This window comes from Limnobacter sp. 130 (assembly GCF_902506325.1).
GTDB lineage: Bacteria > Pseudomonadota > Gammaproteobacteria > Burkholderiales > Burkholderiaceae_B > Limnobacter.
The window spans coordinates 642,471-654,544 of the sequence record NZ_LR732328.1 but is presented as its reverse complement, the minus strand read 5'-3'; the positions used below and the strand labels follow the sequence as shown (position 1 = coordinate 654,544).

At 52.0% G+C, this 12,074-nt stretch carries 15 protein-coding genes; 9 read left to right on the top strand and 6 right to left on the bottom strand.

Annotation, left to right across the window (positions count from 1 at the left end; all coding sequences use genetic code 11):
• Positions 1-255: 255 nt before the first annotated feature.
• Positions 256-477: a cold-shock protein gene (locus FRIGORI9N_RS03185; RefSeq protein ID WP_008252332.1), complete on the top strand. Its 222-nt coding sequence runs from the start codon at positions 256-258 to the stop codon at positions 475-477.
• An 81-nt stretch (positions 478-558) separates the two neighbouring features.
• On the opposite strand, the gene icd is transcribed toward FRIGORI9N_RS03185, so the two are convergent.
• Positions 559-1,806 (bottom strand): NADP-dependent isocitrate dehydrogenase, encoded by a 1,248-nt coding sequence (icd, locus tag FRIGORI9N_RS03180; RefSeq protein ID WP_159568442.1) that lies wholly within the window; start codon positions 1,804-1,806, stop codon positions 559-561.
• A gap of 161 nt (positions 1,807-1,967) precedes the next feature.
• On the opposite strand from icd, the gene FRIGORI9N_RS03175 reads away from it, so the two are divergent.
• Positions 1,968-2,459 carry a DUF192 domain-containing protein gene (locus tag FRIGORI9N_RS03175; RefSeq protein ID WP_236550787.1) on the top strand — a complete coding sequence of 164 codons (492 nt, stop codon included), beginning with the start codon at positions 1,968-1,970 and terminating at the stop codon, positions 2,457-2,459.
• A gap of 79 nt (positions 2,460-2,538) precedes the next feature.
• On the opposite strand, the gene sodB is transcribed toward FRIGORI9N_RS03175, so the two are convergent.
• A complete protein-coding gene (gene sodB / locus FRIGORI9N_RS03170) occupies positions 2,539-3,120 on the bottom strand; it encodes a superoxide dismutase [Fe] (RefSeq protein ID WP_159568441.1) in 582 nt (193 codons plus the stop codon).
• Positions 3,121-3,197: 77 nt separating this feature from the next.
• Complete coding sequence (gene xseA, locus FRIGORI9N_RS03165) at positions 3,198-4,565, bottom strand: exodeoxyribonuclease VII large subunit (RefSeq protein WP_159568440.1); 1,368 nt, start codon at positions 4,563-4,565, stop codon at positions 3,198-3,200.
• A 300-nt stretch (positions 4,566-4,865) separates the two neighbouring features.
• Between xseA and FRIGORI9N_RS03160 the strand changes: the two genes are divergently transcribed.
• The 6 genes from FRIGORI9N_RS03160 to adk all read left to right on the top strand — a co-directional run bounded on the left by FRIGORI9N_RS03160 (position 4,866) and on the right by adk (position 8,738).
• Complete coding sequence (locus FRIGORI9N_RS03160) at positions 4,866-5,480, top strand: MotA/TolQ/ExbB proton channel family protein (protein ID WP_159568439.1); 615 nt, start codon at positions 4,866-4,868, stop codon at positions 5,478-5,480.
• 10 nt (positions 5,481-5,490) lie between these two features.
• The gene (locus FRIGORI9N_RS03155) at positions 5,491-5,919 is read left to right on the top strand and encodes a biopolymer transporter ExbD (protein WP_236550786.1); all 429 of its coding nucleotides are present in this window, start codon (positions 5,491-5,493) and stop codon (positions 5,917-5,919) included.
• Positions 5,916-6,986 (top strand): tetraacyldisaccharide 4'-kinase, encoded by a 1,071-nt coding sequence (lpxK, locus tag FRIGORI9N_RS03150; protein ID WP_159568437.1) that lies wholly within the window; start codon positions 5,916-5,918, stop codon positions 6,984-6,986. Before FRIGORI9N_RS03155 ends, lpxK begins: the two co-directional genes overlap by 4 nt.
• On the top strand, positions 6,967-7,143 hold the full coding sequence (locus FRIGORI9N_RS03145) for a Trm112 family protein (RefSeq protein WP_159568436.1): 177 nt from the start codon (positions 6,967-6,969) through the stop codon (positions 7,141-7,143). Before lpxK ends, FRIGORI9N_RS03145 begins: the two co-directional genes overlap by 20 nt.
• Before the next feature lie 5 nt (positions 7,144-7,148).
• A complete protein-coding gene (gene kdsB / locus FRIGORI9N_RS03140) occupies positions 7,149-7,910 on the top strand; it encodes a 3-deoxy-manno-octulosonate cytidylyltransferase (RefSeq protein ID WP_159568435.1) in 762 nt (253 codons plus the stop codon).
• Positions 7,911-8,084: 174 nt separating this feature from the next.
• Positions 8,085-8,738: an adenylate kinase gene (adk, locus tag FRIGORI9N_RS03135; RefSeq protein ID WP_159568434.1), complete on the top strand. Its 654-nt coding sequence runs from the start codon at positions 8,085-8,087 to the stop codon at positions 8,736-8,738.
• A gap of 43 nt (positions 8,739-8,781) precedes the next feature.
• Here adk and murJ read toward each other — a convergent pair whose 3' ends face one another.
• A complete protein-coding gene (gene murJ / locus FRIGORI9N_RS03130; RefSeq protein ID WP_159568433.1) occupies positions 8,782-10,341 on the bottom strand; it encodes a murein biosynthesis integral membrane protein MurJ in 1,560 nt (519 codons plus the stop codon).
• Between the two features lie 75 nt (positions 10,342-10,416).
• Between murJ and rpsT the strand changes: the two genes are divergently transcribed.
• Positions 10,417-10,683, top strand: coding sequence for a 30S ribosomal protein S20 (gene rpsT / locus FRIGORI9N_RS03125; RefSeq protein WP_159568432.1), 267 nt, complete (start codon positions 10,417-10,419; stop codon positions 10,681-10,683).
• 127 nt (positions 10,684-10,810) lie between these two features.
• Here the strand turns inward: rpsT and FRIGORI9N_RS03120 are convergent, their stop codons facing one another.
• Positions 10,811-11,134, bottom strand: a complete 324-nt coding sequence (locus FRIGORI9N_RS03120) for a DUF3579 domain-containing protein (protein WP_159568431.1) — start codon at positions 11,132-11,134, stop codon at positions 10,811-10,813.
• 102 nt (positions 11,135-11,236) lie between these two features.
• Positions 11,237-12,067, bottom strand: a complete 831-nt coding sequence (folE2, locus tag FRIGORI9N_RS03115; protein WP_159568430.1) for a GTP cyclohydrolase FolE2 — start codon at positions 12,065-12,067, stop codon at positions 11,237-11,239.
• Between the last annotated feature and the right edge of the window lie 7 nt (positions 12,068-12,074).

Genomic DNA, 12,074 nt, shown 5'->3' with positions numbered 1-12,074 from the left:
CAAAAAATATGCAAACCCTCAGTCCAATTTGCAATTTTGGCCCCACCTGGTCAATCACCCAAAAAGCCGGATGTGACTAGATATAGACAGATCCTGTCTATTACAAGGGGTAAACCCTGAAAAAATGTATCTATTGTATGGTTGACCCCAGCGTAAACAGGTCAAAGAATAGGAGTCAAGCTGGCTATGACTGGCGAGTTGTCGGAAAGTTCTTGCGTTCCGATCGAAGTATTGTTTTTTGAAGGAGGTTTCGCGATGGCGACCGGCACCGTAAAATGGTTCAATGATGCAAAGGGTTTTGGTTTTATTACTCCAGATCAAGGGAGTGATGAACTATTTGCCCACTTTTCAGCAATCCAGGCATCTGGATTCCGCACACTTAAAGAAGGTCAGAAAGTGACTTTTGAAGTGGTGGATGGACCAAAAGGTAAGCAGGCTCAGAACATCTCTGTAATGGACGCAACCAGCGCCGCCTGATAAGTAAAATAATCAAACCATCGATTAAGAAAAAAGCCGGCCCCAAGCCGGCTTTTTTCTTGGGGCAAACAGACGAATGCCTTACATGTGGTCGATCATGACCTGACCAAAGCCAGAACAGCTCACTTGCGTGGCGCCTTCCATCAAGCGTGCGAAGTCATATGTCACTTTCTTGGAAGAAATGGACTTCTCCATTGAACTGATGATCAAGTCAGCCGCTTCAACCCAACCCATGTGGCGCAACATCATTTCTGCAGACAAAATTTGCGAACCTGGGTTCACGTAATCTTTGCCCGCGTACTTGGGCGCCGTACCGTGTGTGGCTTCAAACATGGCGATGGAATCGGACAAGTTCGCGCCTGGGGCAATGCCAATACCGCCCACTTGTGCAGCCAACGCATCGGAAATATAGTCGCCATTCAAATTCATGGTGGCGATTACGCTGTATTCAGCAGGGCGCAACAAGATTTGCTGCAAGAAGGCATCCGCGATCACGTCTTTGATTACGATATCGCCGTGAGCTGCCTTGATCTTCATCCATGGGCCACCGTCCAGCAATTCTGCGCCAAACTCATTCTTGGCCAATGCATACGACCAGGCTGCAAATGCGCCTTCGGTGTACTTCATGATGTTGCCCTTGTGAACAATAGTCACAGAAGGCTTTTTGTTGTCGATCGCGTACTGGATTGCCTTGCGGAACAGGCGTTCAGTACCTTCCTTGGAAATGGGTTTAATACCAATACCCGAAGTTTCGGGGAAGCGAATTTTGCTCACGCCCATTTCTTCGCGCAAAAACTTGATCAGTTTTTGGGCCTTCTCAGTTTCGGCTTCGTATTCAATGCCTGCATAGATGTCTTCCGAGTTTTCACGGAAAATAACCATGTCGGTTTTGTGGGGCTCTTTCACCGGGCTGGGCACGCCAGTAAAGTAACGCACAGGGCGCAAGCACACATACAGATCAAGCTGCTGACGCAAGGCAACGTTAATGGAACGAATGCCACCACCTACTGGCGTGGTCAGTGGGCCTTTTACAGACACCACATATTCTTTCAACACTTCCAGGGTTTCTTCAGGCAGCCACACATCGGGGCCATACACCTTGGTGGACTTTTCACCGGCATAAATTTCCATCCAGCTGATCTTGCGCTTGCCACCGTATGCTTTGGCCACAGCGGCGTCGACCACGTCGATCATCACTGGTGTAATGTCAAAGCCAGTGCCATCGCCTTCGATGTATGGAATGATGGGTTGATCGGGTACGCTCAACGAGTAATCACTATTGACCGTGATTTTTTCGCCGACTGATGGGACTTTAATGTGTTGGTACATGGTCTCTCCGCTGCTTCTCTGGTGTGTTAGAGGGAACACTCTAGTGTATCCCTTCACTACGAAAATCACAATTATTTCGCAATATGAAATTGCATTCCTTATTGCGCCAAGCCGTATAATAACGCCATCTTCTTTCAGATCTCTGACAGGAACCAGATTTCATGCACTTTGATCAAATGAACAATCACCGCGCCACATTCAGGCTGACACTGGCGGCGACCGCACTGGGCTTGGCTGCCTGCATAAGCAATGCGGCTGGACCGGTTCAGGCGCAATTGCCAATCGTACAGCTTCATGTGGGCGAACATGTCGTGAAAGCCGAGCTGGCCAACAGCGACCTAACCCGCCAAATTGGTTTGATGAATCGACAAAATCTAGGAAAAAACGCTGGGATGCTTTTTGTGTTCAAACACAGCGAAACCCAGTGCATGTGGATGAAAAACACGTTGATTGATCTCGATGTGGCCTTTGCAGACAGCAACGGAGTCATTCTGAATATTGAGCCAATGAAAGCCGGTACGGCAGATATTCACTGCTCCAGTGGCAGCGCCAGGTTTGCACTGGAAATGAATCAGGGCTGGTTCTTAAAACTCGGTATTGAGGCAGGCGAGCAGTTGCACCTGCCCGAACAAGCCAAGGACACACAACCATAACGAACATAAAAAAACCGACCCTTTGTTGCACATGCTGCACAACTCGAGGGTCGGTCTTCTCAATCTGATTTCGAAAAATTTAGCCTTCGAAATTCTTGGATGCAAATTCCCAGTTCACCAGGTTCCAGAAAGTCTCAACGTACTTGGGGCGGGCATTGCGATAGTCGATGTAGTAAGCGTGTTCCCACAAGTCGCAGGTCAACAGGGGCTTGTCCTGGGTAGTCAACGGTGTGGCAGCGTTGCTGGTGTTCACAATGTCCACAGAACCATCGGCTTTTTTCACCAACCATGTCCAGCTGGAACCAAAATTACCGATTGCACTTTTTGTAAATGCTTCCTTGAATGCATCAAAGCTGCCGAATTTGGCATTGATTGCGTCAGCCAGTTTGCCGCTTGGTGCGCCGCCACCATTGGGTGACAGGCAATGCCAATAAAAAGTGTGGTTCCAGATTTGCGCTGCGTTGTTGAATACGCCGCCGGTCGACTTCTTGACGATGTCTTCCAGGCCAGAGTTTTCAAACTCAGTGCCCTTTACCAGGTTGTTCAGATTTGTAACGTAAGCAGCATGGTGCTTGCCGTAGTGGTATTCCAGTGTTTCTTTGGAAATATGGGGAGCCAGCGCGTCCATCGCGTAGGGCAGTTCGGGCAGTGTGTGTTGCATATCAGTATCCTCTCTCACTTCAATCAATACGAAAACTTCAGCTTGGGGCAAAACCCGGCATTTCAACCCCTCTGATTCTATCTTGATTTTTTGACATCCTTGTTGAACGTTCCGCGCAGCTCTGTTTTCTCGCGAACATTCACCACAATTTCCCCGTCAGCCAGGGTGGCGCGCAAACCATCGCCCGTTTGCACATCCGCCACAGAGCGAATCACCGTATCACGACCTTCTGGCTGCAAAAAAGCATAACCTCGCTCAAGGGTTCTTTGAGGGGAAACAGCCTCGACCACAGAACCCAAACGCTCGATGCTTGAATCAAATGCGGCCATGCGCCGTCGCTGAGCCGCCAAAAGCGCACTTTGCAGAAATTGAGTGCTTCGGCCCACCGAATTTTGCGAGGCCTCCATTTCAAGTGACATCGATTGCCACAAACCGCCAATCGAGTTGGACTGTTGCACCAGTCCACGCTCCACCAGCTTTGGCAAACGGCTACTGGCGTTACTCAAGCGTGACTCAAGAGAATTCAAATAAGCCGTGGGTGTCAGCAAGCCCAGCTCGGCACGATCCACGCGCTGAACCAGCATTTGAGCCCGGTGACGCAAGGCTTTGCGCAAGCCCATATGCAAACCTTGAATCTCGGCCAGCAATTCACGCGTAGGCCGGCTGATCAATTCAGCGGCGGCAGTCGGTGTTGCAGCACGCAAATCTGCGGCAAACTCGGCCAGCGTCACATCGGTTTCATGCCCCACCCCAACCACGATTGGCGTTTTACACGCCGCCACCGCGCGCACAACAGCCTCTACGTTGAAACACCACAGATCCTCCAGGCTACCACCGCCGCGGCAAAGCACAAGCGCCTGGTGACCTGCTTGGTCGGCCTTGCGCAAGGCCTCAATAATTTGCGCTGCCGCCTGCTCGCCCTGTACTGCGGTGTGATAAACGGAATATTCGACATGGGGCGCGCGCCGAGCCAGAGCCTGTTTTACATCGGCAAGCGCTGCGGCTTGCAAAGAGGTAATCACGCCAAGATTGAATACAACAGAAGGAAGTGAACGTTTGCGACCAGAATCGAACAAGCCTTCCTGGGTCAACTTGGTTTTCAGTTGCAAATACTGCTCGTGCAAATTGCCCTGCCCGGCTTTCTTGATCACATCAACGATCAACTGCAGTTCGCCACGTTGCTCGTACATGGCCAGTTGGGCAAGCACCTCGACTTTGTCCCCCACAGCCGGAAAAAAGCCGGCAAGGACATTGCGTTGGCGGAACATGACCGCCTTCAATTGAGCAGATTCGTCTTTCAACGCCAAGTACCAATGCCCGGAAGAAGCACGGGTAAACGCCGCCACTTCGCCTTGAATCCGGATCGAACCAAATTCATTTCGAAGATGATCATTCAAGTGCCGCGCCAGTTGGCTGACCGAGAAAACTGTTTTTAAGTCAATCATTTATAGACCAAACTGGCTAAAAAACCAGAACATTTCCACATGCGATAACAAAAGATTACTTTCTGTGCAACATGCCCGAAATACAAGAGAACAAACATAAGCAACTGATTACAAAAGAAAAAACAAACAAATTACAGTGCACAAAAAGTTCATTTTTCTTAAAAGCAGCTGATAATTCAAAAATTTGAGGGGCTTTTCCCCAAAGTTATCCACAATGAACAAATATTTCGACTTCGGCGCAATTTGTGTAATGTTGGTTTTTTCGCTAGAGTCCGTGTCTTACTGAATAGGAGTCTACTTGTGTGGTCAATCATTTCTGCGGCGGGCTGGCCAATTTGGCCTCTGATTTTTGGTTCGGTGGTCGCCTTGGCAATCATGCTGGAACGCATTTGGGCCTTACGCAAGAAGGACTTGATACCTGAAAATCTGGTGACCGATGTTTGCAAAACCCTCCCCCAGTTCAAAGACCGACAAAATATTGCCCGACTAGAGGCACACAGTGCGTTGGGTGGTTTGATGGCCGCAGGGCTTTCCGCGTTCTACAAGAACGAGAGCATTGAGACCGCGATGCAGGATAAATCAATCGGAATTCAAAACACGCTCGAGAAACACCTGGATGTGTTGTCCATGATTGCCAGCGCCGCCCCTTTGATGGGCTTGCTGGGCACGGTCATTGGCATGATCGAAATTTTTGCTGTTCAAGGTTCCGGGGCTCAAACGCCAGAAGCGATTGCCGCAGGTATTGCCGTGGCCCTCTACAACACCGCTTTCGGCTTGATCGTGGCCATTCCCGCCTTGGTCGCCTATCGACTGTTCCGGATCCGGATCAACAGCCTGCTCGATGACATGGGCGACTCGCTCAAGCCGTTTGAAGATTTGCTCAAACAGCACGCCAACTCGCGCAAACAGGCCTGAGGGGCGGGCATTGAGAATCAAGCGAAAAACAGGCACTGAAGCACCCGACATCAACCTCATTCCACTCATTGATGTGTTGTTGGTGATTGTTATCTTTTTGGTGGTGTCGACTACGTTCATGCAACCGAGCCAACTAGAGGTAGACCTGCCCGGCACCCAAAGTGCGAAGGAAGACACCACGCCGCCGGAGGCACTGCGAATACGAGTAGGTCGAGATGGCAATTACGCACTGGGTGCTCAAAGTGTACTGACCGAAACCCAATTGCGCACCGAGCTCAGCAAGACTTTGGCTGCAAAACCGGCTGGTGAAGAACGCAGGGCAATTGTGGAGGCCGACGCAGCAGCAACGCATCAATCTGTCGTGCTGGTCATGGACATGCTGGCCTCACTGGGCGTTGCAAGGGTATCGATCGCCACTGCCGGCGGCAAAGCCCCATGAACACCGGGAATCGCAAGGCCCAGGTTGAGTCGGGCTTGCTTCAGATTTGGTATGGCGGGCACAAGCCAAGCCTCATCGTCGGTCTGTCCTTAAGTTTGCTCGAATTGATTTACAAAAGCCTGCGCTGGGTGAGCAGACAAAACAAAAAATCGGTCGCTGCCAAAAAAGCCTGCAGACCTCCTGTGTTGGTTATTGGCAATCTGATTGCGGGTGGCGCTGGCAAAACCCCGATCGTGATGGCAGTGTGCCAACACTTTTTGGCGAATGGTCAGCAGGTCGGAATCGTCAGCCGTGGGTACGGTCGTTCAGCACAAACCCCCATGCTGATTGACCCCGCGCAGACACTGCCTGCAGCAAGTGAGGTAGGAGACGAGCCTCTCTTTTTAAGCCATGAAACCGGTTGCCCGGTGGCCGTGTGCGCCGATCGAAGCCAGGCGGTCAACCTTCTGTTGCGACACTTCCCCGATTTGAGTTTGATCGTGTCAGACGATGGTTTGCAACATCACCGCCTTGCCCGCCAACTTGAATGGGTTGTGTTTGATTCCCGCGCGCATGGCAATGGTCGCCTTCTGCCTGCTGGCCCTTTGCGAGAGCCACTCGCCAGACTCGACTCTGTGGATGCGGTGCTGTGCTCTAACATTGCACCGCAAGTGCTGAGCAAGGCACTGAACAGGCCGGTTCAAAACAATTGGCACGCCATACAGGTTCAACTGACAGGATTCAGTCAACTGAGCTCTGGCCTTTTCTTGACAATCGACCAAGCCAAGGAACACTGGAAAGGGTTGAAATTAGTGGCATTTACCGGAATGGGCAACCCGGAAAAATTGTTCGCTGCGCTTCGGTCTGTCGGCCTTAACCTGGATGCCCGCCATGGACTTCCGGATCATTTCAACTATCCTGAAGACTTTTGCGCACAGTTCATTCAACAGGTGCTGATCACAAGCGGCAAAGATGCCGTAAAATTGGACCATTCGAACCCAAAGGTGTGGGTGGCCGAGATAAGCGTCACACTGCCCCCCGCCCTGACACAAGCCCTAGAGGATTGCATTGGACCCACAATTGATTGATATCCTGGTTTGCCCCATCTGCAAAGGGCCACTTGTAAAACGGCCAAGCGACGGCTACCTGGTGTGCAAAGCTGACAAACTCGCATTTCCTGTGCGAGACGGAATCCCCATCATGCTGGTGGATCAGGCTGAACCCGTTTCAACTTCCAACCCTTAAGCCCCATGTTCAAAGCCGTCATTCCGGCCCGTCATGCATCCACCCGCCTGCCCGGCAAACCGCTACTCGACATTGCGGGCAAACCCATGGTGGTGCGCGTGGCTGAACAGGCCTTGAAGTCTGGAGCCGACGAAGTGCTGGTGGCCACGGATCACCCTGACATTGAAACGGTGTGCAAAGCGCATGGCCTGCAGGTTGTCATGACGCGTGGTGACTGGCCAACCGGTACGGACAGAATTGCAGAAGTAGCCCAGATCAAAGGCTGGGCCGACGACACGGTGGTAGTGAACGTGCAGGGTGACGAACCCCTGATTGACCCCGCCCTGATTGACCTGGTGGCCAAAGCCTTGCTGGACGACGCGCAAGACATTGCGACGTGTGGGCACACCATCGACAACTGGGAAGAATTCAAGAACCCCAATGTGGTGAAGATCGCCATGCGGGAAGACGGTGAAGCGCTTTACTTTTCCCGGGCCCCGATTCCTTACCCGCGAGATGCGTATGCCTTGGAATCCTGGCCAACAGGTGCGCCTGCAGGGCAGCTGGGCATTCGCCACATTGGCTTGTACGCCTACCGCGCCCGTTTTCTCAAGGTGTATCAAACACTGCCCCCCGCCCGAATCGAAGTGCTTGAATCACTTGAACAACTGCGGGCGCTGGCCAATGGCTTTCGTATAAAAGTGTGTATGATTCAGGATGCCCCGCTTCCCGGGGTAGACACCGTGCAAGACCTGGAAAAAGTCAGGACATTGTTCGGGTCTCGTTAAGGCTGAACGACCATGAAGAAATATTCGAGTCCGCCTGTGGGTAAGTTTTCTGCAAGTTGAACCACCCATAATCGCGAAGGCTTCGAATAAGAATAACCGGCCAAAAAACATTGCCTGTTGTAAACAACGCGTCTTGTACAACAGGCCAGCAGATTTAAAACTCTTGAGGCGACTATGCGTTTAATTCTATTGGGAGCGCCCGGTGCTGGTAAAGGCACGCAGGCGACATTCATCAAAGAAAAATTTGGCATTCCCCAAATTTCCACCGGCGACATGCTGCGCGCTGCAGTCAAAGCAGGTACCCCCTTGGGCATTGAGGCTAAAAAAGTCATGGACAGTGGCGGCCTGGTTTCAGACGAAATCATCATTAACCTGGTGAAAGAACGCTTGAAAGAATCCGACTGTGCCAATGGTTACTTGTTTGACGGCTTTCCCCGCACCATTCCACAAGCTGAGGCCATGAAAGAGGCCGGCGTAAAAATTGATTTCGTGCTGGAAATTGATGTTCCCCACGACGCAATCATTGATCGAATGAGCGGCCGCCGTACTCACCCTGCATCAGGCCGGACTTATCACGTTAAATTCAATCCCCCCAAACAGGAAGGCATTGATGACGTGACAGGCGAGCCTTTGGTTCAGCGTGACGACGACAAGGAAGAAACCGTCAAGAAGCGCCTTGAAGTGTATGAAAAGCAGACACGCCCCTTGGTGGACTACTATGGTCAATGGGCAGCCACAGGCGATGCCAATGCGCCCCAATACCGAAAAATTGCTGGTGTTGGCAGCGTTGAAGAAATCAAAGGCCGCGCCTTTGACGCATTGAAGTAATTCAAACCTGCTTGCAGCGCCCTGTTCGGGGTGCCGCAAGCAATCAAACTGCAGGCTTGCGAACCAAGCGCTTCGGATTCAAACCCAAAGCGGCCAATACAGCAAAATACACTGCACCACACACCCCGATTACTCCCAGCACAATACCAACCCGCAACAGCGGCGTTGAGGCCATTGCAAGCCAGTCAAATTGCTGATTCATGAACCACAGCGCGACACCCATGACCACGGCAGCCGCCAACACTTTGACAAAATAAACGGCCCAACCCGTTGATGGCGTGTACAAGCCACGCCTGCGCAGCCCCCAATACAGCACCCCAGCATTCAACAAAGCCCCTCCGCTGATGCTGAGCGGCAAACCCGCATGCCCCAGCAAAGGCACGGTGACAAGGTTCATGAGCTGGGTAGCCAGCACCACCGCAATGCCAATTTTTACCGGGGTGCGAATATCCTGCTTGGCATAAAAACCAGGGGCAAGAATTTTCACCAATACCAAACCTGCCAAGCCCAAGCTATAAGCGACAACGGCCTGGCTGGTCATGGCCACATCATTGGCATCAAAACGGCCATAGTGAAACAGCAAGGCCACCAAGGCATCCGAGAACAGCCCCATGCCCACAGCGGCAGGCAGCACCAGTACAACGGTCAGGCGTAGCCCCCAGTCCATCAGGCGGGAATACTCCTCGTGACTGCGGGTGGCGGCTGCAGAAAGCGAAGGCAACAGCACGGTGCCCAAGGCAACCCCCAACAAGGCGGTGGGAAATTCCATCAAGCGGTCGCCATAAGAAATCCAGGACACACTGCCCTTGTCCAGATGCGATGCAATATTGGTATTGATGATCAAGCTGATTTGCGCCACAGACACCGCCAGGGTTGCAGGCACCATGTTCTTCAATACTCGACGAACCCGATCGTCCTGCCAGGCGGCTTTTATGGATCCAAATCCGGCAAACGGGTTGATCAAACACCCCGTGCGGGCCAATCCATACCAAAGCACAGCCACCTGCAATACACCACCCACCATGACGGCAATGGCAAATGCCTTGACCGCTTGATCAAAATAAGGGGCAAGTAGCAAGGCGCCCGCAATAAAGCTGACATTGAGCAACACCGGCGCAAAAGCAGGCAATGCAAATGATCGGAAGGTATTCAACAAGCCCGAGGCCAAGGCCACCATTGAAATTAAAAGGATGTACGGAAACATCCATTGGGTAAGCAGCACAGTCAGCTCAAACTGTTCGCTGCCTTGCTCCAAACCACTGGCCATGCCCATGACCACCCAGCTGCCGCCGAGAACACCCAACACAACAATCAACAACAAACAGAGAAACAGCAAGGAACTGACACGCCGCGCCAAATCGACTGCAGCCGCTTTGCCCTCGGTGGCGTTTGTTTGGGACAAAATCGGAATAAAGGCCTGCGAAAAAGCACCCTCGGCGAACAATCTGCGCAAAAGATTTGGAATTCTGAAAGCAATGAAAAAAGCGTCGGACTCCGCCCCAGCCCCCAAGAGGCGCGCGGTGATTGTCTCTCGGATCAGACCTGTTATCCGGGAGAGCATCGTCATGGCGCTGACTGCAGCGGCCGATTTCAATAAATTCATATAGTGATTGTGAAAGGGCTAGTATTTTGTTAAAATTGCGGGTTTTCGAATTCTACACCCTGGAACACAAGCAATATGGCCAATTCAGCACAGGCGCGCAAGCGCGCAAAACAAGCCGCCAAAGCAAATGCGCACAATTCTGCCATTCGCTCAGCGATGAGAACCGCGATTAAAAAAGTACGCGCTGCCGTTGATGCAGGCGACAAAGCCGCTGCACAAGCAGTGTATCGCGAAACAACCAGCATTCTGGATCGCGTGGCAGACAAAGACCTGGTCCACAAGAACAAGGCTTCGCGTAACAAGTCCCGCTTGTCTGCGCTCGTAAAAGGCATGGCCGCTTAAATTAGCGACCGGGAAAGCTGGTTCAGCTTTCCACCTGACGAAAAGTCCGTTTCACATGAAAAAGCCCCTTAATTTTGAAAAGGGGCTTTTTGTGTTTTCCGAAAATAAAGAAAGTGCCTTGCGCGCATTACTCCGGGTCGGGCAATAAGCAGGCGTCAAGCAGTTGCAAATCGTTGTCGCGTGCAAAATTCAATACGAAAGTCATCGCCATGGGCTCGATTTCGCGCAAGCGCTCGTCGATCACCACACATTTAATGTTGTTCATCAAGATAGGCTTGGCGTAAGGGCTGTAGGCCAAATGCTGCTGGCTCTGCTGACGCCCAGGCGGGCGGTAGCAAGACAACACGCCGCACAGGCGCTCTGCCCAGTCCGATGGGCGGAAAGGCCGCCCGCCTGACGTTAGTCCGAGAATAAAGAATTCCTTGGGCTTGACCTTGGGTGGTTCAGCCATAACCGAATAGCTCCTGAGGTGTACTCGCACCCCGACATTTATTTTGTGCGTATTGTCGGGGTTGATTCTTACAGCGTGCTGAAGAATCGATGAGAACTGGCTTTAAGCTCGATCTATACGAGCATACGCCGAGTGGTTGTGAATTGACTCGAAGTTTTCCGCTTCCACTGTGTACTGCCCCACCTGCGTGAATTTGTTCATGGCAATGGCAACATCGCGAACCAGATCTTCCACGAACTTGGGGTTGTCGTAAGCACGCTCTGTTACATACTTTTCGTCAGGGCGCTTGAGCAAACCATACAACTCACAAGAGGCCTGCTGCTCGATTGCCGAGATGAACTGAGCAATGTCCACATCGTCTTTCAACTGGACACGGGCTGTAACGTGCGAACGCTGGTTGTGCGCGCCGTACTCGGAGATTTTCTTGGAGCAGGGGCACAGGCTGGTCACAGGTACAACCACGGTAAGGTAAATGTCTTGACCTTGCTCGTTGGCAGAACCCTCCAGGGTCAACTGGTAATCCATCAAACTGGAAACACCGCTGATGGGCGCGACCTTGGACAGGAAGTAAGGCAACTCCATTTTGATGCGACCTGAAGGTGCACCCAGGCGCTGCAACATGTCAACCAACATGGCGCGGAAACCGCTCACGGTGAGCACAGCACCCTGCTGCTCTTCAAGCAAGGCGATGAAACGCGACATGTGCGTGCCTTTTTGATCGGCGGGCAGAAACACGGTCATTTCGAACTCGGCCACGGATGGCATGGGCTTTTGGCCCTGTAGTTCAATCAGAACTGGATATTTGACAGAACGAATACCCACCGATTGGATTGCAATGTGGCGGGTATCGATGGTGCTTTGGACATCGGGAATAGCCTGGTCGTTTGGATTGGTGGCCACGGCATTCTCCAAGCCTTTGTCACGTGTATTCATAACTTCC